The sequence below is a fragment of the Sulfitobacter sp. JL08 genome, from assembly GCF_003352045.1.
Classification (GTDB): domain Bacteria; phylum Pseudomonadota; class Alphaproteobacteria; order Rhodobacterales; family Rhodobacteraceae; genus JL08.
In genome coordinates this window covers 1,253,760-1,280,344 of record NZ_CP025815.1, presented here as the reverse complement: position 1 = coordinate 1,280,344, position 26,585 = coordinate 1,253,760, and the positions used below count along the sequence as shown (strand labels likewise).

The following is a 26,585-nucleotide window of genomic DNA, read 5'->3' as shown; positions in this document are numbered from 1 at the left end:
ATCCGGGCGGCGAGCTTGGCGGGTTTTTGCGTGCCAGCCGTTGAATGTGGCTAAATTGATCCTTGTTAATGTCGGAGTGAACCAATCCGCTAGACTGCGCGTTGAAACTTGTGAAACGCGTCACGAAAGGATGAATTGATGGCAAAGACAGATACGAAACAGAACGGGATGCTGGAAGCGATGAAATCCGCCAATTCGATGATGGCTGCAAACCCGATGTTCGGGCCGCAGGCCAAACATTTCTGGCAGGCGCAGGATCGGATTCTGGACGAAGCGCAGAAATTTTCCAAGGCATGGTTCAAGCGGCGCCATCAGGCGACCCAATCCGCGCTGAAAGCCAGCAGCGTCGTTGCAACGGACGGGGCGAATGATCCAAGTGCTGCGATGAAAGCGCTGGCCGACTGGCAGGCCCATTCGATGGAGCGACTGGCAGAAGACGCGCGCGAAGGTCTGGATTTGATGACGCGCTGCGCCGAGCTGGTTGTGTCCAACGAAGTCGAAGCAATTGAGGAAACAACCGAGATTTCACAGAAAGCTACCAAAACAAGCAAGTCAGAACCTGTCTGACACTGGAACAGCACCTGGCGTTTCGCCTTTGGTCAAAGGAACAATGAATGGAAAACAGCACAATTCTGTTTGCGATCAGCAAAGAGTGCCCCGATGCCGATCTGTCCAGAATTCTGGAAGCGGCACGCGTGCAGTCTGTGCACGTGGCCGTCCTGATTGTGGGAGAGATGCCTCAAATTCCGATTTATTCCTATGGGGCGCCGCCCTATGGCACCACAGTTATTCCCGAAGACTGGCAAAACGAGGCGCGGACGGAACAGGACGCGCTGAATGCAAAGACAGACGCAGTTGAAGCGCTGTTAAAGCGCCATGACGTGTCGGGTGACATCACGATTGTATGTTCCGAACCGTCTTTGACCGCCAGTTCGGTAGCGCGGCGGGCGATGTTATGTGATCTGGCGATTGCCTCGGATGACCTACGCAAGAAAGACGATCTTTACCGCCAGGTTGTGCACGGCATCCTGTTCCAGTCGCCGACTGGCGTCATCCTGAACAGTGGTGCCGGGGCGGCACTAGCTCCCAAACATGTGCTTGTCGCATGGAACGCAAGCCTGCAATGTGCCCGCGCTGTCCATCAGTCACTTGCGATCCTGCGTCAGAGCGATGCCGTTACCGTTGCAGTCTTTGATCCGGAGATGAGCGAATTTCAGGATGGTGAAAACCCGGGATCAGACGTTGCCAAGTGGCTTACGCATCATGGCTGCAACGTTACGGTGCAACAGCTTCCCAGCGGCGGCCGCGAGATAGGCGATTGCATTCTGGAGCAATCCCGACAAACCGGCGCCGATTTGATCGTGATGGGCGGATACGGCCATTCGCGACTGCGCGAAGGTATTTTTGGCGGCACCACCCGCACTCTTGTCCAGCAGACTGAACAGCCTGTGTTTCTGGCGCATTAACGTGTTTCGGGACACGGCGCCCGACGCAAAAGCTGGCGTTACAAACATTTGTTCCGCGCGGCCTGCACGCGGCGCTGGTATCCTTCGGCATCGCCATATTCGGCGAATTCGGGATAGTGGCGGTGCAGCCCCTGCATCCGTCTGGCGTGCTTGATCGGGCACCAGTACAATTCCGTACTGGCTGCAATTTCGCGCGCATAGGCCAGTACCCCGTTTCCGTAAGAACAATACATGCAATTTAGTTTTTCCAACCCGTTCAGATAGGACAGATGCTTGCGATCAAAGGTGACGAAATTGCCCCGCTGGATCTTTTCGATTTTGTAAACAGGGAAACAGATCGTCTGGTACATTGTCACGAACACATCCAGCAGCATCAATGGCACGATCATTGCGTAAATCACCGGCGCGGTAAGTATCACCATCGGGCGCGCACCCGCGACATATGACATCAGTTTTTTCTTGAGAGCCCTGTGCTGTTTCTGGATTTCGCGTTCAAAAACCACGCGATGATGGTCGATCCGGAAATTCAACGCGGCCCTGCGGCGTTCAAACTCAGCCTCAAGCTCGTCTTCAAGGTCACTAATCTGTTTGATCAGGCTGGCAACTTTATCTGTCAATTGCGTGTCCTTCCATGGGACTTTTGCGGGAATCTGTTGTCAATGATCCAGACGGTTGCGGGCGGTACCACAAAGCGCTGATGCTAGGGCGTAACCGGCAACCAAATTTGAGATTGATCAATTTGCCCCACATCACAGCCATTACAATTCAATCAGTCTATTGGGGATTTTACGATGTTTTCGGGATCAAGAAAAATCCTGTCTCTGTTCGGGTTCGAGGTGAAAATCGACCCAAGCTGGTTTTTGATCGCCGCTCTGATCACATGGAGCCTTGCGACGGGTGTATTTCCGACATCCTTGCCCGGCGCATCGGAAAACATGTACTTTCTGATGGCCTTGATCGCCATGCTGTTGTTTTTTGCATCTCTGGTCTTGCACGAGCTCGCACATGCTTTGGTGGCGCGAAGCTTTGGCATTAAAATCACCGGGATAACCCTGTTCGTGTTCGGCGGCGTTGCCGAACTTGCGGAAGAACCGCCAACGCCACGATCCGAATTCTTCACTGCTTTGGCCGGTCCGGTCATGAGTATTGCACTGTCCCTTGGGTTCTGGCTTATGGGCACGGCCCTATCTGAGCTTGGTTTTGCCGGTCCTGCCACGGCGGTGCTTGAATATCTTGCACTGATCAATCTGGTTCTTGCGCTGTTCAACCTGCTTCCAGCCTTTCCGTTGGATGGCGGGCGCCTGTTGCGGGCTTTGCTTTGGCACCGCAGCGGCAACCTGCTTGACGCAACACGCATTGCGTCCCGATCCGGCGAAATCCTTGCCTATGCGCTGATGGGGCTGGGGTTCCTGTCCGTGTTCAGCGGCGCCTTGATCGGCGGCATATGGCAAATCGTGATCGGCCTTTTCATTCTGGCAGCCGCCAAAAGCGCCTATCAGAAACAAATGATGACAAAAATCATGTCAGGCCAGAAAGTCAGCGATCTGATGACGCGGAACGTTTTCAAGGTGACACCGGACAGCACGCTGGCCAACCTGGTCGACAATATTATGCTGGCCCATCGTGTAAGTTTTGTTCCGGTGGTCGAGAACGGTGCAGTGTTGGGCTATGTCGATCTGCAAACCGTCCTGCGGATCGACCATGACAACTGGCAATCAACCCATGTTAATGATTTGTTCATCGTCCAAGACGACAGCAACAGGGTTTCACCGGACATGACGGCCAAAGACCTTCTGGATTTGATGAACCGGACCAACACACGCAAGTTTCTTGTCACGGAGGGCGGGAAACTGCGTGGCGTAGTTTCGATGAGCGACATGATCAACTATTTTGCGCTGTCCATGCAGGTCGCCAGCCAGCCAGGCAGTAACGCGGCACAAAAGCATCGCCCGGTTAAGACCACCAAACGTCGCACGCGCGATCAGGCATCGGCAGAACGCTTGACGTCGCATGCCAGAGAATAACCGACACCGCGCACTGTCTTGATCAGTTTCGGGTTCGACGGATCACGTTCGATCTTTTTGCGCAGACGCGCCACCTGATTGTCGATCGCCCGATCTAGCGGCGTCCAGTCCTGCCCCCCGATCAGATCCATCAATTGTTCGCGAGACAGAATGCGTTTGGGACGATCTAGAAAGATTGTCAGCAATTTGAAATCCCCGCTGGTCAGATCGCTGTTTTGCCCGTTCCGGTCGATCAGTTCGAACCTGTCGGGAATCGCCACCAGACCGTCAAAGCGGAAGGCCAGTGTATCTGCATAGGTGCCGCCCTTGTCGTCGGGCGGCGCTGCGTCGTCCGTTGACAGCAGCGATGGCGCGGTTTTGGCACGGCGCAACACTGTTCTGACGCGAGCCATCAGTTCGCGCAGATGAAACGGTTTCGTGATGTAGTCATCTGCCCCCAGCTCTAGCCCTACAACTTTGTCGATGACGTCATCCTTGCCTGTGACCATAACGATTGGAACACTGGAATGCTGCCGGACCTTGCGCACGACTTCAAACCCGTCGCCCTGCCCCAGATTGATATCCAACGTGATCAGATCAAACCGCGTGTTTTCGATTTTCTGCAAGGCATCTGGTTCATTTTCAGCCTCGACAACGGAAAACCCTTCGCCTGAAAGATAACGGTTCAGCAACGTGCGTACTTTCGCATCGTCATCCACAACCAGAATATGCGCTTCTGCCATGACTTTCCCACCTATCCCTGCGGATACATGTAATCAGAAATTCGCCAGATAGAACGGCCAATACGAAAAAACATTCGTTTTCGCGAATATTTATACTCTCTGATACACTTTGATACAAACCCGATGCAACTATAGCGACAATCCCTGCCCACACTTGGTTCCTCGATCAACTGCCACAGAATCGAAAAGGGGGTCACAATGCATCTTGCGCACGTTTCCAATAAGGTCTTGCCAGCCCGCTGCAAAGGCGGGCGCACACACCAACAGGTCCGGTTGCCTTTTTGCGTCCATTCGGGTGCCAGCCTGTTTCGTGACGGTGATGAGTGTTCCGGTTTATTCGAAATTGTCAGCGGCGTCATGCTGCTCAGCCGAATGACACTCGCCGGTCGGCGCTGTGTTATCGGTTTCGGATTTCCCGGTGACGTTCTGGGCTACAGCCCGGGGCAGCATCACATTTCGGATTGTGACGCTGTCACCGAAACCAAGGTAATCCGCCACAGGCCCGAAATGCTATTTACTGGAAACGGCCAAATGCGCCAGACATTGCTGAATGCGGCGCTGCGTCAGGTCGAGGCGATGCAGGGTCATTGCATGGTTCTGGGCTGCGTGTCCGCGCGGGACAGGGTTGCGGCCTTTCTTTCCCTTCTGGGCAACCGCATCGGAACACAGGCTGGTGGCCGTATCGGGTTTGATCTGCCCATGTCGCGAGCCGATATTGCCGATTATCTTGGGCTGACCACTGAAACGGTCAGCCGCAGCCTGACCGAATTGCGACAGGCGAAAGTGATTGCGATTGATCGGGTGCATCACGTCAAGCTGTTACAGCCCCGCGCCCTTGATGCGCTGGCGGAAGGTGAAAGCACGCCGATCAGGGCGCTGGCCACATAGCACGAATATCTTCAGGCAGGTTGGCGCGAATGTCGTTAACCTCGCCTGTCGAGATTCTGTTGTTCAACAGATGGAATACCGTAAAAATGTCTTGTTTTCCGCGATATTCCATAACGTCACCGACATGATGTTCGATTGCATCAATGAAATCGGACGCGTGGCGATCCGTCAGCGGAACCAGATGCGGCTGCCAGCCTTCAAAATACATCCCGCGCAGCAACACCGGAAGCTGTGCGGAAACCTGTGCCGTTTCGTTAACATGGATGCGGTCGCGTATCTGGTGCAAGGTGACCCGCAACAGGCGCAAGGCATCGCGATCACTGCTCCAGTCCAGCCGGCCGCGCAGTTCATTGACCCATTCATAGGTTTTCTGCACGGTCCGGTCGATAACGTCCAATCCTCTGGCGGACATAATGTATTCTCCTGTTTCAGGTCCGTTGCTTGTCGATGGCGCTCGTGCACACATCCAAAGCGCCACATCAAAACCCGGGCAGCGATTGGAACCGTGCGGAACACGACGGCACCGTCAAAAGCGATATTATAAAGCAGGATAGCATCTGCCATCCGCTGCTTTTTTGACGAAAATCAATCGCGATGAATTGTTGCTTGCGGTCCAATGGGCGACGAACTGCGGGTGGCCTGCGTTTCCTGTTTCTTCTTGACCGTTCTTTTTGATAACAAGGTTTGAGGAAAGACGAAAACGCCCATGGTCAAAAAGAAAACGCAGACATCAGGTTCGGAATCGTCTGAAAAGGCAGATCCGAAGCCGTTTCTGGTTGTCGGGCTCGGGGCATCGGCTGGCGGGCTTGAGGCTTTCACAGATTTTATGAAAGCGGTACCCGAGGAAAGCGGAATGGCGTTTGTTCTGGTGCATCATGTCGATCCGGAACACAAAAGCATGATGGCCGAGCTTTTGTCGCGCCACACCAAGATGCCGGTGGTTCTGGCAGAGAACAACATGCCGGTGGTCCCCAACCACGTCTATGTCATCCCCCCGAACCGCTACATGGAGATCGAAAAAGGCGCGCTTTACCTGACCGAACCGCATGACGCGCGCGGCACCAGACTGCCGATCAACCGGTTTCTGTTGTCGCTGGCGGGGGATCAGAAACAGAACTCTGTGGCAGTGATCCTGTCTGGTACGGGAACGGACGGGTCCAGCGCCTTGAACCAGATCAAGGCACATGGCGGCGTCGTACTGGTGCAGGATCCGGACGAGGCGCAACATGGCGGCATGCCACGCAGTGCCATCGCATCAGGGGCCGTTGACCGCGTCATGCCCATCGCGCAGATGCCCGGTATCATCGCCGATTTCGCCCGCCATATCGCCACGCCGGAAAAACCGCAAAAGGCGCCGTTGGGGGAAAAGGCCCGCGAAGCGCTGACCGCGATTGTCACAACGTTGAAGGCGCATTCTCCGATCAATTTCGATCTTTACAAGGACGGTACGTTGTTGCGCCGGATTGAACAGCGCATGGTGTTGCGCCACATGCAGAATGCCGTGGATTACAACGCGCTGTTGATGGATTCACCGGAAGAGGCGCAAAACCTGTGCCGCGATCTGCTGATCAGTGTCACGTCGTTTTTCCGCGATCCGGATGCCTATGCCTTTCTGGAAAAATCCGTGCTGCCCGATCTGATCCGCCAGTTCAGTTCCGGGCAGGCCGTCCGCGTGTGGGTGCCGGCCTGCGCCACGGGCGAAGAGGCCTATTCCATCGCCATGCTGCTGTTGGAACAGATTTCCAACGCGCGAAAGGACATCAAGGTGCAGATTTTTGCATCCGATGTAGATACCAATGCGTTGGCAATCGCGCGCAACGGTGTGTATCCCGATTCCATCGCAAACGACGTGTCACGGCGGCGGCTGGAACGGTTTTTCGTCAAGGAAGACCACAGCTGCCGCGCGACGCGGGAACTGCGCGATTCCGTGGTGTTTGCAAACCAGAACATCCTGTCCGACGCGCCGTTTTCGAAACTTGATCTGGTATCCTGCCGAAACCTGTTGATCTACCTGACACCCGAGGCGCAAAAACAAGTTTTTGAAACCTTTCATTTTGCGCTGAATGATGGCGGCACGCTGTTTCTGGGAATGGCGGAAACTGTTGGCGATGATGAAGTCATGTTCAAACCGGTTTCCAAAAAATACCGGGTTTACAAACGCTCCGGCCCATCGCGTGCGCGCCATCTGTCTTTGGGAACCGTGACAGGCACGCGCGGAGGCATCGGGGCATATGCGCCTCCACCCCGGACCCTTCCGGGCGGGAGGCGTCTGGCCGAAATCAGCCAGCGGCTGCTGATCGAACGATACAGCCCCGCCGCCGCGCTTGTGAACGAAAACGGCGAGGCGCTTTATCTGGAAGGGCGCACGGACAAATATCTTAAGGTGCCATCGGGCGAAGTAAGCCGCGATCTGCTGGCAATGGCGCGAGAGGGGTTGCATGCGCGGCTGGGCAGCACCTTGCGCGCCGCGCGCGAAACCGGTGCCGAGGCCAGCGGCACAACATCCATGATGCGGGATGGCCAAAACATCACCGTCGACATGACGGCACATCCGGTGGACGTGAACGGCAGCAAACTGATCCTTGTGGCGTTCCGGGATGCAAACGCACCATCGCAAGACACAGCGCAACTGATGCACAACAGCGTCAACAACCCGCTTCTGGAACAGGAACTGGAAAAGACACGCGCCGATCTGCGCAACACGATCCGTGAATACGAACTTACCACCGAAGATCTGAAGGCCAGCAACGAAGAAGCCATGTCGATGAACGAAGAGTTTCAGTCGACAAACGAAGAGCTGGAAACATCCAAGGAAGAGCTTCAATCCCTGAACGAAGAGCTGACTACGCTGAATTCCCAACTTCAGCAAAAGATCGAGGCGGAACGGCATCTTTCCGACGATCTGAACAACCTTTTGGCCAGCTCGGGCGTTGCCACGATCTTTTTGAACCGCGAACACGAGATTATGAGGTTCACACCGACCGCGCGAGAACTGTTCAGCCTGATCAGCAAGGATCTCGGGCGCCCTATCAGCGACATCACCAGCTCAATAGATGACCAGGCCCTGTTTGAGGATATTGCGCGGGTGCGTGAAACGCTGGTTCCACGCCAGATCGAAGTGCAGGCAAAGGACGGCAAATGGTACATTCGCCGCATCCTGCCCTATTATCGCACACAGGACGAAAAAATCGATGGCGTCGTGATCACGTTCTCCGATGTTACGGCGCTGAAGGATCTGCAAAGCAAATCCATTGCATCCCAGCGTTTCGCCGAAAACATTGTGAACACAGTGCGCGAGCCGCTTTTGGTTCTGAACAGCGATCAGGTCGTGGTTTCGGCAAGCCGGTCGTTCCACAGATTGTTCCATACAAAAAATGAAAGAATTATCGGGAAAAGCCTTTTTTCACTGGCCGGCGGGCAATGGGACATACCGGAATTGCGCCGCCATCTTAACCTGGTGCTTCCCGAAAATCTTCCGATCGAAGCGTTCAGCGTGACGTTTGATATCGAAAAGATGGGCAAGCGGAGTATGGTTCTAAACGCCCGCAAAGTCGCGGATACGGAATCTGGCGATCTGATCCTGCTGGCGCTGGAAGACGTGACCGACCAAAAAGAGGTGCGGCAGGCCATGCTGGACCGAGAGGAGCGGCTAAGCGCCATTCTGAATGCGGTGCCCGAGGCGATCATTACGATCAACACCAGCGGCATCGTGACCAGTTACAGCCCGCCGTCCGCCCGGATGCTTGGATACACCAGATCGGAAATGGTCGGGCGCAACGTGAACATGCTGATGCCAGAACCCCATCACTCGGCGCATGACGGTTACATTTCTTCTTATCTGGAAACCGGCGAGGCCAAGATCATCGGCACGGGGCGCGATGTGGTCGCCAGACACAAATCCGGCAAACCCGTTCCCGTCCACTTGAAAGTGGCCGAGGTGACGATTGACGGTGAGCGGCAATTCATCGGCATCATCCGCGACCTGACGGAAGAAACCGAAAGCCGCCGGCGGCTTGAGCAAGCCCAGAAAATGGAGGCCGTGGGACAATTGACGGGCGGCATTGCCCATGATTTCAACAACTTGCTGACTGTCATTATTGGCAATATCGAGTTGCTGGAGATGCGCCCGGACGACCCCAGCAACAAAGAGATACTGAACGAAGCATTGGGGGCTGCCAACCTTGGGGCGCTGCTGGTTGGCAAATTGCTGTCATTTTCCAAACGCCAGCCCCTTACCCCCGAACGGCTTGAACTGACCACTCTGGTCAAGAACCTGCTGCCGTTTCTCAAACGGACGCTGGGCGCTCAGATCGAGATCAGAACAGGGCTGGACGGGCCTGTTGATCCTGTCATGGCCGATCCGGGCCAGATCGAAAACGCGGTGTTGAACATGGCCATCAACGCCCGCGATGCGATGCCCGATGGTGGCACGTTGAACATCCGGGCGCAGAATGTGAAGGTCGATGCCGATCACATCCCCGAAGCGACGGACCTGGCCGACGGCGATTATGTGGCCCTGTCCATCAGCGATACGGGAACCGGTATGCCGCCCGAAGTTCTGGAACGCGTATTCGAACCGTTTTTTACCACCAAGGACCAAGGTAAAGGCACCGGTCTGGGCCTGCCGATGATGCTTGGCCTTGCGCGTCAAAGCGGTGGGGATGTAACCGTCAGCAGCGAACCGGGCAAGGGCAGCATCGTCACGCTTTATCTGCCCGCGATCGACCCCGCAGAACCGGCCAAGACAGCCAAACGCAAGTCCGACTTCAAAAAGGGCGAAGCGACCGGCGAAACGATCCTGTTGGTCGAAGATGACCTGCGGGTGCGCAATCTGGCCCGCAACCGGCTGGAGCATCTGGGCTACTCAGTTATTGAGGCGGCCAACGGACCTGCGGCCCTGAAACAGTTGGAACAGTCCGATGCGATCCGGCTGATGCTGTCCGACATCACGATGCCGGGCGGAATGAATGGGTACGAACTGGCAAGAACCGCGCGTGAACTTTACCCTGATCTGCCGATTATTCTTGCCTCTGGTTTCGCGCCGGACAGTATTGAAGCCGACAAAGATGGCACTCTATATCCGCTTTTGCGCAAACCTTACGACATCAGAACTCTGGCGGCGGCCTTGCGCCAGTCCTTGGGGACGGCCGATACCTGATCCGGTATCCCGTGCAACGCGCCGTGTTTGAGGAAGATCAATCCGGATTCTGAAAATCGTGCCATACTCGGCCCCGTGGCAGGATCAAGCCTTGCAGACCTGCCCGAAAAGGGAGAGATCGCATGCCGCATGATTTCACCGGGTTTCTGGCAGGCCCAAATGGCCCCGACCTGACTTCACGGACAACCAAGCTTGAACTGCGCCTTACTGATTTCGGCCTGGATCACGGTATTGATGTTGCGATCCATACCAACAGATCGGCTGCACCTGTGTTCGAAACCGTTCTTGCGGACCCGGAGTCAAGGGTCTTGCTGGCGCCAGGCAGCCCCGAAACCGAAATATTCTGGCATTGCCTGAGCCACTGTCTTACCCATGATCCGCAAGTCCTGCAACTGCATGCCAGATGTTGTTACAGCACGATGTCGATCACCAGTTCCACGCGACGCATGTCGCGCGCAGAAATGCGCAACGCGCGGTTCCTGCGATTCGTCGAAAAGGTTCTGGATGAAGTGCAAACCCGCCAGCCCCAAGTGAAGATCAACATTTCCGTAACCTATCGCAATCCGGCTTTTGACCGTTGGGCGCGTTGACCGGGTCGGTCCGGACACGCGCGCATATGGCACACTAATTCAGCACTGCACCTAATCGCTGTCGATCAGGTCGGCCAGACGCGCCGCGATCGCATCGGCAACGGCATCGTCCTGATCGGCAACCGCACGATCCAGCGCCCGCAAACGGGCGCGCATAGTGTGCAACTGGTCGACAAGCGACAGGATGATCGGAACCGCATCGTCATTGACGGCCATATCTTCGGTCAGATCGACGATAAGTTGCAACCGGGCTGCATCGAACGCGTCAAAGACCGGCCCATCATCACCCTGACGCGGTGTAACCCAGGATTGCGTTACACAGATATCAAGCCGCGATTTGGTCAGCCGGTCGATGCGCGACAGCATTTCGGATTTGGTCAGCATCATCTTTCTCCTTTCCAGCCTTTGCGGGCATCATAGGGATGGGCTTTGTGCCAGTTTTCGATTGCGGATTTCAGGTCTGCATCTATGTGGTCAGGCAGCACGATCCTGAGTGTGACAAGCTGGTTGCCTGCCTTGCGCCCCTTGGCAGACACACCTTTGCCTTTCAGGCGCATCACGCGCCCGCCGCTTGATCCCGCAGGGATACGCAATTTGACCCGGCCCGCTATTGTGGGCACCGACACCGTTCCGCCCAACACGGCTTCATCAATCGAAATGGGCAGATCAAGCAGGATATCCGCACCGTCACGTTCAAAATGTGGATGAGGCGCGACGCCTACATGCACAAGGGCATCACCCGGCGGGCCACCGTTGAAACCGGGCTGCCCACGACCCGCAAGTCGCAGCGTTTGTCCGTGTTCGATACCTGCCGGAATGCTGATTTCAAGGCTGTGACCGTCGGGCGTTTTTACCGGGTATTTGGTACCATTCACAGCACCCAGAAAACTGATTTCAAGATTGTATTGCACATCGCCGCCGGGCATCTGCATGCGCATCCCGCCAGCGCTGTCATACCGACCGCCGCCCATTCCAGCGCGTCCGCCAAAGGCGCGCGCGAAAATGTCACTCAAATCGTCAAAGTCTCCGGTCGTCTGATAGCGGTTAGCTTGCCCCGATCCCGCATAATCGCGATAGAATTCCCGCGGCGGTACTTCCGCTCCTGTGGCGTCTATTTCGCCCGCGTCAAAGCGGCGCCGCTTTTCCGGATCGCGCAGAAAATTATACGCAGCCGAGACTTTCTTGAACCGTTCGTCGTTCTTGGCGTTGCCAGGGTTGATATCCGGGTGCAGTTCCTTGGCCAGCGCGCGATAGGCCTTTTTGATTTCCGCATCGGTTGCGTCGGGCTTAACGCCAATCACTTTGTATGGATCATCAATTTTGGATGTCATTTGCTTTGTGTCCCGAGGTTACTTTGGGCGGTGATCGTCAGTCAGATCAGGCTTTTCAACATGCGATGCCGTGACAAATCCCTGTTCGGCGCCAAGCACAAAAACCGGGCAGCGTGCCGCCTCTAGAAGATGGCGCAACTGATCCCCAGAACGGAGTGGACTTGCCGCGAGATCGACAACCACAGCCGACGCATTGATCCGGCCAAGCTGCAACAGCAATTCGCGTTCGGTGTTGACTGCGATGCTGCGCGGGCCGGATGTTTCCCCGGTGTCTTGCCCGGTGCCAAGGCACAGTTCCAGAACATCAGCCTTCAAAACGCGGGCCAGATCATTGGCCAGTTTTCTGGCTTTTTCTACGCGCGGCGATGCAAACGCGACGACAACAACCTGCCCCGGACGTTTGTGCATTTCGCGATAGCCCAAGAGCAGGATGTCCCAGCCTTTTGCCGCCTCGCACAGGCCGCTGATCAATTCGCCACTGCGTTGTTCGAATGACCACTTCACCGTTCGCGTGCGTGCTATCGCCGACAATCTGCTGCGAAAGGCCTTTGCGTCAGCCTCGATCAGGCTGCGCACCTGCCGGACAGAGGGGGGCACCTGCAACACGCCCGCGGACGAAACCACCCGCTGCCCCGGCAGGCTGACGATATCGATCATCAACCCTTCATCAACCAGAACACCGCCCAGTTCCGCCGGCAGACTTGCCGCGATCCGGTCGGCCAGACGGATCGCTGTCTCGGCATCGGCAAAACAGCCCGCGCCGATCAGTATCCTTGTGTAAGACGCCGGTGCGGACATTATGTATCACCCTGTTCTTTGGCCGCTTCTGACATGCGCGCAAATGCTTTGCGCGTATGGGCGAAGTCACGCAGGCGCTGTTCGACCTTTGCATTGATTGTTTCAGGTTCAAAATACCCGTCAGCGGTGCGGATGCCAGCGGGTGTTCCTGTCAGGATCGCAATGCCTTCGTTGATCGTTTCGACCGGAATGATGCGGAACTGCCCGTCGCGAGCGGCCTCAACAACCTCAGTGCGCAACATCAGATGCGCGGCGTTGGCCTGCGGGATCAGAACGCCTTGCGACCCTGTCAGGCCTTGTGCTTTGCAGGTTTCGAAAAAGCCTTCTATCTTTTCGTTTACTCCACCTATTGCCTGCACCTCGCCAAGCTGGTTGACCGAACCGGTCACTGCCAAACCCTGATCGATCGGCACCCCGGAAAGTGCGGACAAAAGCGCGTAAAGCTCCGCAGAAGATGCGCTGTCGCCATCAACGCCGCCATAGCTTTGTTCAAACACCAGACTGGCGTGCAGTGAAAATGGCACATCCTGCGCATAGGTCGACGTAAGATATCCGGACAGGATCATCACGCCTTTGGAATGCAGCGGGCCGCCCAATTCGACCTCGCGTTCGATATCAACCAGTTTGCCCGCCCCCATGCGCACCCGCGCCGTGATGCGTGATGGCCGCCCAAAGCGGTAACTGCCGATACCCAATACAGAAAGACCGTTAATCTGGCCGGTTTTCGCGCCTTTGGTATCAATCAGAATGGTCTTTCGCGCGATGGCTTCCTGCATCCGGTCCTTGATGCGCGATGCGCGCCGGTCTCTTTCCTGCACGGCGCGCTCAATATCACCATTTTCGATATGGCGGCTGGACCGTGCGCGGGCATAATGCTCGGCCTCGCGGATCAAATCGCCCAACGCGCCGATGCGCAGGGACAGCTTTTCCGTGTCCTCTGCCATTCTGGTGGATTCGTCCAGAACGCTGGCAACGCCTTGCGCGGTCATCGGCAACATATCTTCTTTGGATACATAAGCCGCAATCAACTGGCCAAACCGGATCAGGTTGTCCTTTGTCCGGTCTATGGCATCTTCGAAATCAGCCTGCACCTTGAACAGATCGTTGAAATCCGGGTCCAGCATAACAAGCAAGCCATAAAGAAACGGATCACCAACCAGAACAACCCGCAGATCAAGAGGGATCGGATCGGGTTGCAGCGTGGTCGTGGCCACAAGGCTTAGCCGGTCAGACAGGGACGTGATGGTGATGGATTCATTGCGGATAGATTGTTTCACCGCATCCCATGCAAACGGCTCGCTGAGCAACCGCCGCGCATCCAGAACAAGATAGCCGCCATTCGCCCTGTGCAATGCACCCGGTTTGATCATCGTAAAATTCGTGACCAAAGACCCCATATGCGATGCATGCTCTATCCGTCCGATCAGTCGATCCAACGACGGCAAATCCTCCGTTCCAACCGGTGCGCCTTTTGCGGTTTTCGCATCCTGAGACACCATCACGTTCACAACGTAGCGGTCAAATTCGGAATCGCGGTGAAATTTTCTGATGGCTTCTGGAAATGGCCCGTTCTGGGATTCCCCTGCTGCAATCAGGAACAATTCGGCATTTGCAATAATGTCCTTGTGCACCTCTTCCAGATATCCGGAAATCGGGCCGATATCCTTAAACTCGGCCTGCACCTCGCTTACCCGTGCAGAAACAGCGCGTTCCGCCATTGATGCGTTAAGCTCTTCGACTTTGGTGCGATGTTCCTTTTCAAGCTTTGGGCCTTCGCGCAGAATTTTGGCTAGGTCTTGTTGCAAACGCGCAATCTGTTCTTCGATCTTTTCCTGTTCCGCCTTGTCCAATTGTTCAAAGTCTTCGGCCTTAACCAGTTTCCCGTCGCGAATGGCGGTCAGCATGAACCCCACGGGCGTTCGGACCAATGCGATGTTTTCGGCTTTGGCGCGCTCGGCGAAATCGGCCATCGACGCTTCGTGCTTTTCGCCAAATTCCGCTTCGATGGCCCGCCGCTGACTTTGATAATCTTCTGACTCGAACAGGTTTGGAATGTCATTGGCAAGATCGTCAATCAGGTTCTGCATCGCGGTTTGCAGGGTTTTCGCCGTGCCAGAGGGCAATTGCAGCGCCTTGGGTTTGTGCGCTTCTTCGAAATTGTTGACATAAACCCAATCACACGGCACCGGCCGCTTGGCCGCATCTTCGGACAAAATCTTTTGCACTGCGGTGTGGCGGCCCGTTCCGGTCGGCCCAAGGACAAAAAGGTTGAAATCGCGATGTGTCATGCCGGACGACAGGCATATGGCATCCATCGCCCGATCCTGCCCGATCAGTTCGACCAGTCCGGTGGACTCTTGCGTTGTTTCAAAGCCAAGCAGCGCCGGATCGCAACTCTGGCGCAGCTTGTCGGCAGGAAGGACTTTCATCGCGATGCTCTTTTCCGATTGGGGCCCGGCCCTATACGGGGCACAGTTTATTCTGCGCCTGAAAAGCGGAAATTGTTTTGATTTCGGTCAAACCTGTCAAATTTCAGCGCAACAGCGGTCGGCGCCGGTTGCGGTCTGACATGGAAGGACCCCGTAAACACCCGGGGTCAGGGTGTTTTCACACAGCCGATTTCCCTTAACAGCCACTCGGAACGCGTTATTTGTTCTTCCACGGTTGCCAGCTTGCCTTCAAGCCGTTGCTTTTTCGACGGCTTTTCCGTCTCCGACAGTTCAGTTTTCAGCTGTTCCTGCTTTGCCTGCAACTTGGCAATCACCTTTTCCACATGCGCAGACTGGATCTTGGCCGCTTTTCCAAGCTCAAGACGTTTGTAATACGTATCCAGTTTTTCAGCGATCTTCTTCAGTCCCATCTCATCCTCCGGCTGACAAGGAAAGGTAGCCACGCAATGCAACAGTTTAGTAACAAGAAATACATCACGATGTTGGCCCTGCCCTGCTGTCTGGTTCTTCGTCAAGGGCCGCGTCGATCAACTCGTCGTCTTCCAATGCCAGAATGCGCTCGACCTCGGCCATGGCTTCTTCGGTTTCGATGTAATACGCCCGTGCGGCCCCCAGCAGATCACGCATCAAGCTATAGGCGTAATTTGAATCGTTCAGAAATGACGTTGCCTTGGTCGCGTCCAGTCGCCGGTCGCGGATCAAAGCCTCGATGCGGGTGTTGGTTTCCTGTGCGTCGCGTTCCACCTGAATACGTTCCTGATCCAGCCAAAGGCCGGAACGGTCTTCGGGATCGGTGTGCTCAAGCTTGTGAATCTCGACAAGGATACGGCCAATTTCGGCGCGCAATCCGTTATAGAGATCGGCAATCACACCCTGCCGCGCCTGCGTGTATTTGGAAGCATTACGGCGCAAGTGTTTGGCCGATTTCACCGCACGCACAATCTGCGCCGCCACATCGCGCATGCTGTAAATGTCGTCTATCACGTCAGGGGGCATATCTTTTGCGGCCGCGCGGGTGGCGAACTCTACAATCGCCGAATAAAGCGTCTTGATCCGGTGTTCGTACTGGATATCAAAATCAAACTCGACCGGGCTATGGCTTGCCGCAACCAGTGCATCGATATCCTTAACAGCCAGCAACTGTTTGGGATTCAAGTTCAGGCTTTGCAGGATCAGTTCGACGGAATTGTCATAAAGGTGCTGGATTTCCCGACGCATCGCGACCTGAATGGTTTGCGGAAATTCGTCAACGGCTTCGGACAGGTATATCGGCAGGCTCAGGTCTTCTTTAGGCTGCACGATCATCCGTTCCAGAAACGCCACCAACCGGTGAATAACAGGCAGCATCAATATCACACCCAACAGATTGAATATGGTGTGAAAGACCGCCAGTTTCAGGGCGTAATCGGTATCTGCAATTCCAACGCCCGCGCTGATGTAATCAACCGCAACGCGGATCGGCATGATGAACACCAGCGCCACAGCGGCTGTCACCAGATTAAAGATCAGATGGGCCAGCGCCAATCGTTTGCCCTGAAAATTTGCGGTGAAAGATCCGATCATCGCGGTGATTGTCGTGCCGATATTGGCACCGATCGCCAAGGCAAGCGCGTTTTCATAGCTGATCTGGCCCGCGGCCAGCGCCGTGATCACCAATACCATCGTCGCGTGGCTAGATTGCATGACAACCGTCGCCGCCGCCCCGACAAGCGTGTAAACGGCAAGCCCCAATACCCCTTTCAGTGCAAATCGGGTCAGATCGAACTGGTCTTTAAAGGCTTCGAACCCTTCTTTCATGTGGTGGATGCCCAAAAACAGAAACCCCAGCCCCGCCAGCACAAAACCGGCCCCGCGCAGATATTTTGATTTCTGGAACACCAAGACGATGCCGATGGCCAGCATCGGCAATGCATAGGCGGATATGTTGACCTTGAGGCCAAAGCCAGCAACCAGCCATGCGCCAGTTGTTGTGCCGATATTGGCACCAAAAATAATGCCGACCCCCGCCAAAAGCGTAATCAGGCCCGCAGACAGAAACGAAATGGTGATAACCGACACCAGCGAACTGGATTGCATGATCGTTGTTGCAAAGATGCCAAAACCGATCGATTTCGGGATCGAGCGTGTCGCGCTTTCCAAAGCGCGTTCCAGAAGGCCACCGCTAAAAAGCTTGAACCCGTCTTCCAGCATCATCATGCCGAACAGGAAAATGGCCACACCGGCGGCAATTTCCTGAAAGTTGGAACTGGCCCAGAATCCGATGGACAGGACCAGCAGGATGGTCGGCAATAATAGCCTGTTCAACATAACAGCCCGCACCTTATGGCAGCATCATGCCGCGCAAAACAAAGTAGAACAAGGCCGCCAACACGGCCGAAACCGGAACCGTAATGATCCACGCTGAAACGATTTTCAAAAGGGATGACCGTTTCACCAGTTGCCGCTTCAACGCCTTTTGCAGCTCCTTGCGTTGTGCGGCATCAATCACCGCTTCGGGGCCCATTTTCTGCAATTCCTTCAGGATGCGTTTCTTGTCTTCGGGCGGCGCATTCCTGAAGTTCATCAGCACTTTCTCAGCCTCGGCAAAATCAGGTTCGCCTTGATGCTGGTGCAACACATTCTCGACCACTCTCCCGACCCGTTGTTCAAGAAATTCGCGCAGAAAGCCGACACCGAAAACAGCACCCAGCGCCACATGGGTCGAACTGACGGGCAGTTTCAGGTGGCTGGCGATAATGACGGTGATCGCCGCAGCCAGTGCGATACAAAACGCGCGCGAGCGATCCAGTTCTGTGATTTCGGATCCCACAGTCCGGATCAGCTTGGGCCCGAACAGCGCCAGCCCGACGGAAATGCCAAGTGCGCCGATCACCATCACCCACAGCGGGATCGCCACCTTCGAACTGCCGCCTTCACCGGCGGTCAGCGCGTCCACAATACCGGCAAGCGGACCGACGGCATTGGCCACATCATTTGCCCCGTGCGCAAAGCTCAGAAGAGCCGCTGAAATAATCAGCGGGATGGTGAACAGGCGGTTCACGCCTTCGCGGTTGTGTTCCAGGCTAGGCACCGCGCGATTGATCATCGGGCGGACAAGAATGATCGCCACAAGACCGGCGACAAGGCCAATTAGGACCGCATTGAAAAAGTCGATTTCGACAAGTTTCTTGACCCCCTTCAGAGCAATATAGGTCGTAAACGCCCACACCATGATCCCGATCATGAACGGGACAACCTTGCGCGCGGATTCCACCGGTTCGTCTTTGAAAAAGATCGTCCGCTTGAGAAAGAACAGGAACAAGGCCGCAATGATCCCGCCGGTGACGGGTGAAATGACCCAACTGGCGGCGATTTTGCCCATTGCGTCCCAGTTCACCACGTCCCATCCCGCGGCTGCAATGCCCGCGCCCATGACGCCGCCCACGATCGAATGTGTGGTCGAAACCGGCGCGCCCAGCCATGTGGCCGCGTTCAGCCAGATTGCCGCACCGGTCAATGCGCCCATCATGACCCAGACAAAGACTTGCGGATCTGCAACATCCGCAGGGTCGATGATGCCTTTCTTTACGGTGCTCACGACGTCACCACCGGCAATAATCGCGCCTGCGGCCTCGAATATTGCGGCGATAACAATGGCCCCTGTCAGCGACAGCGCAAAAGATCCAACAGCAGGCCCGACATTGTTCGCCACATCGTTGGCACCGATATTGATGGCCATGTAGGCACCGATGACGGCAGCGGCGACCAGCAGATAGGACTGTTCGATATGCGCGAACTTGGACCCTGCGTAGATCATCACCGCCACAATGAAGAGGATCGCCGTTCCCAAGCGGCCAACTTCGGCGCGGCTCAGACCGGTCGCACTTTCGATAATCAAATAGTCTTTGGTTTTCATGCCTTGTCCCCCTTGGCCCCGAATTGGCCCCCGAATGCGCGCAAATTTATGCGCCACTGGAAACTGTCGTTCCTGCGTTTCGCAAGCTCTGTTCTGGAAAGCACAGTCAGGCCGGGCCCGCCATGAGGTGGATCAATTGGCCATATTTTTGGCGATCTGTGGCGTTTGTGCAGGAGAGGGCCAACTGCGTTTTTTGAGCGTCAAATCAGCAGTGGCCACTCTAACGCGACGTGCAGGTTCACAACTTGAGGAATTCACCCAGGACGGTGTTGAACAGGTGCGGCTTTTCAAGGTGCACCGCATGGGCACATCCGGGGATCACGGCAAGATTGGCATCCTTGATGGATTGCCACAAGTGCTCGGTCTGGCTCCATCGATATGTGCGATCATGATCACCCCAGATCACCAGTGTCTTTTGCGCGACATCGGGCAGATAAGACAACCCGTTCCATTCCTGCATGGCTGTCAGTCCGCTATGAATGGCTTGCAGGCTGCTGCGCTCTGCGATTGCGGCGCATTGCGCATAGGCCGATGCTGCCTCCCGCTCCAGAAACCAGGTGGCTGCAATACGGCGTGCGGTGGCGCGCGGTCCGTCGGCGCGCGCGCGTTCTTTGGAAACGCCGATCGATTCAAACCGCCCCGGCAAAACCCCGATCGCCCCCGTACCATAGAGGATCAGGCGGCTCACGCGTTCAGGGGCAAGCCGCGCCATTTCCTGCACGATCATGCCCCCCATGGAATGGCCCAGCACATGGAACTTTTCGACGCCTTTGTCGCTCAGATCGGCAAGGACCCATTTGGCAAAGTCGATGATGTTGTCGGGGGCCGCCAAATGCGCGTTTTCGCCATATCCGGGAAGATCCGGCGTGATCACGTTGTATTCGTCCCCAAGCGCGTCGCGCTGCCCCGTCCATTGCAGGCTGCCGCCCATGAACCCATGGACCAACACAAGCGTTTTCATTTGCGCGCACCCTGCACGATACGGTCAAGGATCATGGCGCAGAACAGGATCGCAAATCCGGCAAGGATACCCTGCCCGACATTGGCATATTGCAACGCTTCCAATACGTCCTCGCCCAGACCCTTGGCGCCGATCAGCGATGCCACCACAACCATCGCCAGCGACAGCATGATCGTCTGGTTGATCCCGGCGCGGATTGACGGGCTGGCCAGTGTCAAATCAACTTTGGTCAGCAGATACCATTTGTTGGCCCCGAATGAGATTGCAGCCTCGCGCACACTTTCGGGTACCCCACGCAAGCCCAATACCGTAAGGCGCACGACCGGCGTGCCACCGAAAATCATTGTGACAATCACAGCCGCCGGTTTACCCACGCCGAAAAAGGCGATCACCGGGACCATGAACACAAAGGCGGGCATGGTCTGCATGAAATCCATGATCGGCTGGATAAACGCGTAGAAACGTGGGCGACGGGCGGCGAACATGCCAAGCGGAATACCGATCACGATCGAAAGACACGCCGCCGTTCCAAGCAGCGCCAGTGTTGTCATTGCCTTTTCCCAGAACCCCAACAGGCCCATATAGGCCAGAAACGCCCCCGAAAAAATCGCGGCACGAATGCCTGCCGTCAGCCAGGTCAGCAATACGATCAGGCTGGCGATCACGATCCACGGTGTACTGACAAAAATCAGTTCCAGAGTGTCCAGCATCATCCGGATACCGTACGTCAAGACATCGAAAAACGCTTCGCTGTTGCGGACACACCAAGCGATGAAATCCTCAACCCAGGTTACTCCGGTCCGGCGGATAGCCTCGTCAGTCGGGAATTCAGTCAGCAGGGATATGCGGCCCGGAAAGCTGTAGTGCAGCATGGCCGCCACTGCGATCAGGATCATGAAAATGGCGCTGAGCACAATGTGGCTGACCGGCATGCCCGACCGGATTGTCCGGTCTGACAGCCATTCTGAAAATCTGGCCTCTAGCGCCCAGTTGGCCACCACGGCCTGCACTGCCTTGGCAACCAGCAGCGTGATCAGTCCGGCCAGCGCAATCCAGATGCCCTGATCGGCCAGCGCTGCGGCTTCGGCGCGAATGCCGCCGATGTTTGCTTCAAGGGATTCCACCGTGCGTTGGTAAACATCTATTTTGTCAGAATTGCTCTCGATAGCAGCCGCCAGTTGTTCGCGCCGCAGTTCCAGTGTGCCTTCGATTGACGCGATGCGTGCCATCGCGTCTGCCGCCAGATCACCGAACAGGCCACGCGCAATCTGCACCAAGGCCAGCGTTTCAATGATCAGGAACGGCAACGCCCAGGACCACAGCCCGCGCGCGCCGAACCAGACCGGCCCGAACAGCCCCGCCATCGCGTTGAAAGTGGGCGTAAAGCGCGACGAAGCGCCGATCTTGTCAAAGTTCTGGATATAGTAATCAGGGCTGGTGCGTGTGAAGGTGCGGATGTTGTCGCGCCGCTCTTTGGCATAGGCGCGCGCGGCCTCTGTATCGGTGTCCTCAAGCGGGTTCACGGCTGTCGTGCTCATGATACTTCTGTCCCTTCGATCACAGTTCGCAGCAGATCTGCACGCGAAATGACGCCGATATCCTTGCCCCCGGATTCGACCAGGATCGCGCTTTCTTTGTCGATGGCAAGGTTGATCAGGGTGCTTAGCGTCTCGGCCTCATTGACGCGCGGTGCATCGGCGGCCAGTGGGCCATGCGCCTTGATATAGGCCTTGATCGGTTGCATCACCGCCGCTGCGTGCACCACCTTGAGACGGGAAATTCCGGCGACAAATTCGGCAACATAATCATCTGCCGGATGCATCACGATATCCTCGGCCGTTCCGACCTGCACCAGACGGCCATCGCGCATGATGGCGATGCGGTCGCCGATGCGCACGGCTTCATCCAGATCATGGGTGATGAAAACGGTGGTTTTCTTCAGAATCTGGCTAAGCCTGATAAACTCGTCCTGCAATTGCCGCCGGATCAGCGGATCAAGCGCGCTGAATGGTTCATCCATCAGCAGCACATCGGGGTTCGCGGCCAGCGCGCGCGCCAGCCCCACCCTTTGCTGCATGCCGCCAGACAACTCGTGTGCGAATTTGGACCCCCACGCCCCAAGTTCCACGATATCCAGAATGGCTGCCGCCTGGCGCATGCGTTCATTCTTGCTGACCTGCCGGATTTCAAGCGGCATCGCGACATTGTCCAGAACCGAGCGGTGCGGCATCAGCGCGAAATTCTGGAAAACCATGCCGATCTTGCGGTTGCGGAATGTTTGCAGCGCCTTGGGGTCCAGCGCCATGACATCCGTGCCCTCGATCAGGATCTTGCCGGCGGTCGGTTCCAGCAGCCGGTTGAAATGACGTACCAATGTCGATTTCCCGCTGCCCGACAGCCCCATGATGCAAAAGATTTCGCCACGTTTGACCGACAGGCTTACGCCGGCCACCCCGACGACAGCGTTGAATTCGGACAGAACCTCGGGCTTGCCCAGCCCGCGTTCGTGGATGGCCTGCAAAGCAGCGCCCGCATTGGCCCCGAAAATCTTCCAGACGTCGGAAATTTCTATAACGGTTTCATCGCTCATCGCGCAAAATGTCCAGGCTGGGGATCAGGGATAGAAACGGCACCGGTGTTGCCGGTGCCGCCAGTTGGCATTTTCAGCGGATCACAGACCCAGCCATGTATCGACGCGATCAGGGTTGTTTTCGACCCATTCGCGCGCCACCTCTGCCGGATCGCGGCCTTTGCCGCTGATTTCGTAGGCAAAGCTGGAAACATCATCGGCTGTCAGTGCAAAATTCGCAAAAAACTCGGCGATTGCAGGCGACCGGTCGGCCAGAGAGTTTGACCACGCAATCTGTACGTTTTTCAGCGCGTCTTTGGTGGCGACATTCGATTTCTGGAACCAATCTGGATCATCCGAAGGCTGGATCATCACATATTTCGCGGGATCAAACGTTGGCTCGGTCAGCATTTTGACGTCGAACATGTACCAGACAGCGTGTGGTTTGTAGCAGTAGAATGCATAACCTTCACCCTTGGCAATGCTGTCCTTGATCCGCGCTGTCTTGACGCTTTCTTCGGCGCGCACAGGTTCGATAAAGTCCATCAAGCCGTAATCGCGTGTCTTCACCTCGTTCACGTTGGCCGAAGCCCAACCCGGTGCACCGATCCACATTTCGCCCAGACCGTTCCCATCGCTGTCCATCAGTGCGGCCACATCCGGACGGCCCAGATCGGCGATATCGGTGATGTTGTTCGCCTCGCCAAAATCTTTCGAAACGCAAAAGCCCTGATTGCCTTCATAGGGGTTGGACGACAGCGTTACGGTACCCGCCTCGTCGACATATTTCTTGGTAAAGCTTTCCTGATTGGGCAGCCAGACATCGGGATGCACATCAATGTCACCCTTTCCCTGATCCATCGCCTGAAAAATCGTGGCGTTGTTGCCGGGCACATATTCAACCTTGCCGCCGATCCGCATTTCCACGACAGCCCCTAGCAGGTGGGCGATCGCCTGTGCACCCGTCCAGGACGGGACACCAATCTTGACTTCTTCCGACGCCAGCGCAGGCATCGCAAAGATGCCGACAGCCGCCGCAAGCCCCAGTGATTTAAAGGTCGTTTTCATATTTCTCTCCTATGTTGGATCGCGCCTTTTTTGGCATCAGTTTTCTTGTAATTCGGGAGTGTTGTTCACGCGCTTTTTTCGCAAACGTTTGGTTGGTTGGATTTCCAGTTCATGGGTTCAAGTCTAGATCAAGTCGTTTCCAGATCGCCAATTCGAACAAATCATCAAACTATTCCGGATTTGCATAAATGTGTATACTGGGCCGGACCGACTGGATGCGCGAAGGTGAAACGACATGGATCTGAACTGGCTGCGCGATTTCGAGTGTCTGGCGCGCACATTGAATTTCACGCGCGCGGCCAAGGAAAGAAACATTACGCAATCGGCTTTCAGCCGTAGAATCAAAGCCTTGGAAAGCTGGGTTGGGTTGCCGCTGATAAACCGCGCCACCTATCCGGTGCAGCTTACCGATAGCGGACAAAATTTCCTGCCGATCGCTATGGCCGCAATTTCACAACTGTCCGAAGCGCGCCAGTCGCTTCGTGATGCGGATATCGGTGACAGCCGGTTTATCCGGTTTTCGGTGCTGCACACGATTTCGGTGAATTTTCTGGCATCCAGGATCGAAGATTTGCAAACACAGCTTCCCGATCTTCGCACCCGCGTCATATCCGATTCCCTTAGCACCTGTTGCGAATTACTGGTCGAAGGCGCTGTCGATATTCTGCTGTGCTATTGCCACCATACAGTTTCGCCCAAGATCGATGAAACCGCATTTGAACGCAAAGACCTTTTGATAGACTGCCTGATCCCGGTGGCCGCCACAGAACCGGCGCGACGATTGGGGTGGAACCTGAACACGGGCGGTCGGTCACCGATCCCCTATCTGGCCTATGAAAGGTCATCCTTTCTGGGGATGGTCGTAGAGCAGACAGTGGATCGAAAAACCCTGAATGTCGAAACCGTCTATGTCGACGGGCTGGTCGAAGCGATCAAACGGCGTTTGCTGGCCGGTGGCGGGTTTGCCTGGATGCCGCAAACCGCAATCGCATCCGAACTGTCCAACGGGCAGCTTGTGCCCATCGGGAACGAAGAGTGGTGCGCCTCGCTGACAATCTCGGCGTTTTCAGATCCGGGTTCGCTTGATCAAACCGCGCTGGACCTGTGGAACCTGCTGTAATCTGCCCCCCACGCCAAATTTTGCCCGGATCACGCCTTTGGCGTTTTCCAAAACCGAGCGAAAACCTCTGCAACACCACGTCCCACCGGGCAGTCAGGCCCTGATAGCCCCGTCTTAATGCGCGATCATGACATGACGCACGGCTGTGTAATCTTCCAGCGCATACATCGACATGTCTTTGCCATATCCCGATTGCTTCAACCCGCCATGCGGCATTTCATTGACCAGCATGAAATGTGTATTGACCCATGTGCAGCCATAACGCATCCGCGCCGACAGATCCATCGCGCGGCCCACATCCCTTGTCCAGACAGAGGACGCAAGCCCATAGTCACTGTCATTGGCCCAGTCCACGGCCTGATCGGCATCGGTGAACCGCGTAACAGAAACCACTGGGCCGAACACTTCGCGCTGCACAATCTCGTCCGTCTGAAGCGCGCCCGCAATCACGGTGGGCTGGAAATAAAAGCCCGATCCCTCATGCGACGATCCCCCCGTCGCAATTTCCATATGTTTGTGTTCGCGTGTGCGTTCCACAAAACTGGCAACGCGGTCGCGCTGGCGCATGGAAATAAGCGGCGGAATTTCGTTCAGCGTGTCATCGGAGTTGTCATAAACGATGCTGGCCGCGGCCGCGGACAGATCAGCCACAAGGTTGTCATATATTTTCGGACCGGCATAGATCCGGCAGGCAGCAGTACAATCCTGTCCGGCATTGTAATACCCGAACGCCTTAAGCCCTTCGACGACACGGCCAAGATCGGCATCATCAAACACGATCACCGGCGCTTTGCCGCCCAGTTCAAGATGCGTCCGCTTGACTGTTCTGGATGCGGCCTGCAGCACTTTCTTGCCTGTTGCCACATCGCCGGTGATTGAAACCATATCAACATCCGGATGGCTGATCAGCGTATTGCCTACGCTGGCACCCTGCCCGACGACCACGTTCACAACGCCTTCTGGCAGGATATCCGCCATCAGTTTCGCCAGCCGCAAAGCCGTTAGTGGCGTCTGTTCGGACGGTTTCAGAACCACGGTATTGCCCCCTGCAAGTGCCGGGGCCAGTTTCCAGGCCATCATCATCATCGGATAGTTCCATGGCGCAATCGACGCGACAACGCCAATAGGATCGCGGCGCACCATTGATGTGTGTCCCGCCATGTATTCCCCGGCTGCTGACGTGTGCATGTTGCGCACGGCACCTGCGAAGTATCGGAAGCAGTCTGCCACAGCGGGCACTTCGGCGGTGCGCACCTCGTTGATGGGTTTGCCGCAATTCAGCGCCTCAAGCTGCGCTAGTTCTTCTAGGTTCGCCTCAATCGCGTCCGCGATCGCCAGCAATTTTTCAGACCGTTCGGACGGGGTTGTGCGCCCCCATGTTCCAAAGGCCGCGCGCGCGGATGCCACGGCGCGGTCGATCTGGCCCGGATTGGCCTCGGGCAGCTTCAGAATAACCTCGCCGGTGCGGGGGTTCAAAACGTGTTCTTCTGTATCGGTTCCGGCCTCGAACGATGACCCGATCAGCATCTTGGTTTCCATGATGTC

General features: G+C 56.0%; 22 protein-coding genes. 7 read left to right on the top strand and 15 right to left on the bottom strand.

Annotated features, from left to right (window positions below; genetic code table 11):
* Positions 1 to 138 precede the first annotated feature (138 nt).
* Positions 139 to 567 (top strand): hypothetical protein, encoded by a 429-nt coding sequence (locus tag C1J05_RS06455; RefSeq protein WP_114869532.1) that lies wholly within the window; start codon positions 139 to 141, stop codon positions 565 to 567.
* A 47-nt stretch (positions 568 to 614) separates the two neighbouring features.
* The gene (locus tag C1J05_RS06450) at positions 615 to 1,466 is read left to right on the top strand and encodes a universal stress protein (RefSeq protein ID WP_114869531.1); all 852 of its coding nucleotides are present in this window, start codon (positions 615 to 617) and stop codon (positions 1,464 to 1,466) included.
* Positions 1,467 to 1,504: 38 nt separating this feature from the next.
* Here C1J05_RS06450 and C1J05_RS06445 read toward each other — a convergent pair whose 3' ends face one another.
* Positions 1,505 to 2,083 (bottom strand): hypothetical protein, encoded by a 579-nt coding sequence (locus C1J05_RS06445; RefSeq protein WP_114869530.1) that lies wholly within the window; start codon positions 2,081 to 2,083, stop codon positions 1,505 to 1,507.
* Between the two features lie 174 nt (positions 2,084 to 2,257).
* Here C1J05_RS06445 and C1J05_RS06440 point away from each other — a divergent pair, with 174 nt between their 5' ends.
* Positions 2,258 to 3,490, top strand: a complete 1,233-nt coding sequence (locus tag C1J05_RS06440) for a site-2 protease family protein (protein WP_114869529.1) — start codon at positions 2,258 to 2,260, stop codon at positions 3,488 to 3,490.
* Here the strand turns inward: C1J05_RS06440 and C1J05_RS06435 are convergent.
* The gene (locus tag C1J05_RS06435) at positions 3,448 to 4,212 is read right to left on the bottom strand and encodes a response regulator (protein ID WP_114869528.1); all 765 of its coding nucleotides are present in this window, start codon (positions 4,210 to 4,212) and stop codon (positions 3,448 to 3,450) included. The genes C1J05_RS06440 and C1J05_RS06435 overlap by 43 nt on opposite strands.
* A gap of 198 nt (positions 4,213 to 4,410) precedes the next feature.
* Here C1J05_RS06435 and C1J05_RS06430 point away from each other — a divergent pair, with 198 nt between their 5' ends.
* Positions 4,411 to 5,100, top strand: a complete 690-nt coding sequence (locus C1J05_RS06430; protein ID WP_114869527.1) for a helix-turn-helix domain-containing protein — start codon at positions 4,411 to 4,413, stop codon at positions 5,098 to 5,100.
* Here C1J05_RS06430 and C1J05_RS06425 read toward each other — a convergent pair.
* On the bottom strand, positions 5,081 to 5,512 hold the full coding sequence (locus tag C1J05_RS06425; RefSeq protein WP_114869526.1) for a DUF2267 domain-containing protein: 432 nt from the start codon (positions 5,510 to 5,512) through the stop codon (positions 5,081 to 5,083). The two genes, C1J05_RS06430 and C1J05_RS06425, sit on opposite strands and share 20 nt — an antisense overlap.
* A 294-nt stretch (positions 5,513 to 5,806) precedes the next feature.
* On the opposite strand from C1J05_RS06425, the gene C1J05_RS06420 reads away from it, so the two are divergent.
* Positions 5,807 to 10,258, top strand: coding sequence for a chemotaxis protein CheB (locus C1J05_RS06420; protein ID WP_114869525.1), 4,452 nt, complete (start codon positions 5,807 to 5,809; stop codon positions 10,256 to 10,258).
* A gap of 122 nt (positions 10,259 to 10,380) precedes the next feature.
* Positions 10,381 to 10,848 (top strand): hypothetical protein, encoded by a 468-nt coding sequence (locus C1J05_RS06415; protein ID WP_114869524.1) that lies wholly within the window; start codon positions 10,381 to 10,383, stop codon positions 10,846 to 10,848.
* A gap of 51 nt (positions 10,849 to 10,899) precedes the next feature.
* Here the strand turns inward: C1J05_RS06415 and C1J05_RS06410 are convergent, their stop codons facing one another.
* The 11 genes from C1J05_RS06410 to C1J05_RS06360 all read right to left on the bottom strand — a co-directional run bounded on the left by C1J05_RS06410 (position 10,900) and on the right by C1J05_RS06360 (position 23,920).
* Positions 10,900 to 11,235: a chaperone modulator CbpM gene (locus C1J05_RS06410; RefSeq protein WP_205389120.1), complete on the bottom strand. Its 336-nt coding sequence runs from the start codon at positions 11,233 to 11,235 to the stop codon at positions 10,900 to 10,902.
* Complete coding sequence (locus tag C1J05_RS06405) at positions 11,232 to 12,179, bottom strand: DnaJ C-terminal domain-containing protein (RefSeq protein ID WP_114869523.1); 948 nt, start codon at positions 12,177 to 12,179, stop codon at positions 11,232 to 11,234. The genes C1J05_RS06410 and C1J05_RS06405 overlap by 4 nt, the downstream gene beginning before the upstream one ends.
* Before the next feature lie 18 nt (positions 12,180 to 12,197).
* Positions 12,198 to 12,977: a hypothetical protein gene (locus C1J05_RS06400; protein ID WP_114869522.1), complete on the bottom strand. Its 780-nt coding sequence runs from the start codon at positions 12,975 to 12,977 to the stop codon at positions 12,198 to 12,200.
* Complete coding sequence (locus C1J05_RS06395; protein WP_114869521.1) at positions 12,977 to 15,406, bottom strand: Lon protease family protein; 2,430 nt, start codon at positions 15,404 to 15,406, stop codon at positions 12,977 to 12,979. The genes C1J05_RS06400 and C1J05_RS06395 overlap by 1 nt, the downstream gene beginning before the upstream one ends.
* 167 nt (positions 15,407 to 15,573) lie before the next feature.
* On the bottom strand, positions 15,574 to 15,942 hold the full coding sequence (locus tag C1J05_RS06390; RefSeq protein WP_162797942.1) for a hypothetical protein: 369 nt from the start codon (positions 15,940 to 15,942) through the stop codon (positions 15,574 to 15,576).
* Positions 15,902 to 17,734: a Na/Pi cotransporter family protein gene (locus C1J05_RS06385; RefSeq protein ID WP_254684719.1), complete on the bottom strand. Its 1,833-nt coding sequence runs from the start codon at positions 17,732 to 17,734 to the stop codon at positions 15,902 to 15,904. The genes C1J05_RS06390 and C1J05_RS06385 overlap by 41 nt, the downstream gene beginning before the upstream one ends.
* 13 nt (positions 17,735 to 17,747) lie before the next feature.
* Positions 17,748 to 19,322, bottom strand: a complete 1,575-nt coding sequence (locus C1J05_RS06380; RefSeq protein WP_114869519.1) for an inorganic phosphate transporter — start codon at positions 19,320 to 19,322, stop codon at positions 17,748 to 17,750.
* 238 nt (positions 19,323 to 19,560) lie between these two features.
* Positions 19,561 to 20,283, bottom strand: a complete 723-nt coding sequence (locus tag C1J05_RS06375) for an alpha/beta fold hydrolase (protein ID WP_114869518.1) — start codon at positions 20,281 to 20,283, stop codon at positions 19,561 to 19,563.
* Entirely contained in the window at positions 20,280 to 21,821 is a 1,542-nt protein-coding gene (locus C1J05_RS06370) for an ABC transporter permease (RefSeq protein WP_114869517.1), read from the bottom strand. The genes C1J05_RS06375 and C1J05_RS06370 overlap by 4 nt, the downstream gene beginning before the upstream one ends.
* Positions 21,818 to 22,873, bottom strand: coding sequence for a quaternary amine ABC transporter ATP-binding protein (locus C1J05_RS06365; protein WP_114869516.1), 1,056 nt, complete (start codon positions 22,871 to 22,873; stop codon positions 21,818 to 21,820). Before C1J05_RS06365 ends, C1J05_RS06370 begins: the two co-directional genes overlap by 4 nt.
* A gap of 81 nt (positions 22,874 to 22,954) precedes the next feature.
* Positions 22,955 to 23,920, bottom strand: coding sequence for an ABC transporter substrate-binding protein (locus C1J05_RS06360; RefSeq protein WP_114869515.1), 966 nt, complete (start codon positions 23,918 to 23,920; stop codon positions 22,955 to 22,957).
* A 235-nt stretch (positions 23,921 to 24,155) separates the two neighbouring features.
* Here C1J05_RS06360 and C1J05_RS06355 point away from each other — a divergent pair, with 235 nt between their 5' ends.
* A complete protein-coding gene (locus tag C1J05_RS06355; RefSeq protein ID WP_114869514.1) occupies positions 24,156 to 25,040 on the top strand; it encodes a LysR family transcriptional regulator in 885 nt (294 codons plus the stop codon).
* Positions 25,041 to 25,154: 114 nt separating this feature from the next.
* Here C1J05_RS06355 and C1J05_RS06350 read toward each other — a convergent pair whose 3' ends face one another.
* Entirely contained in the window at positions 25,155 to 26,579 is a 1,425-nt protein-coding gene (locus C1J05_RS06350) for a gamma-aminobutyraldehyde dehydrogenase (RefSeq protein ID WP_114869513.1), read from the bottom strand.
* Between the last annotated feature and the right edge of the window lie 6 nt (positions 26,580 to 26,585).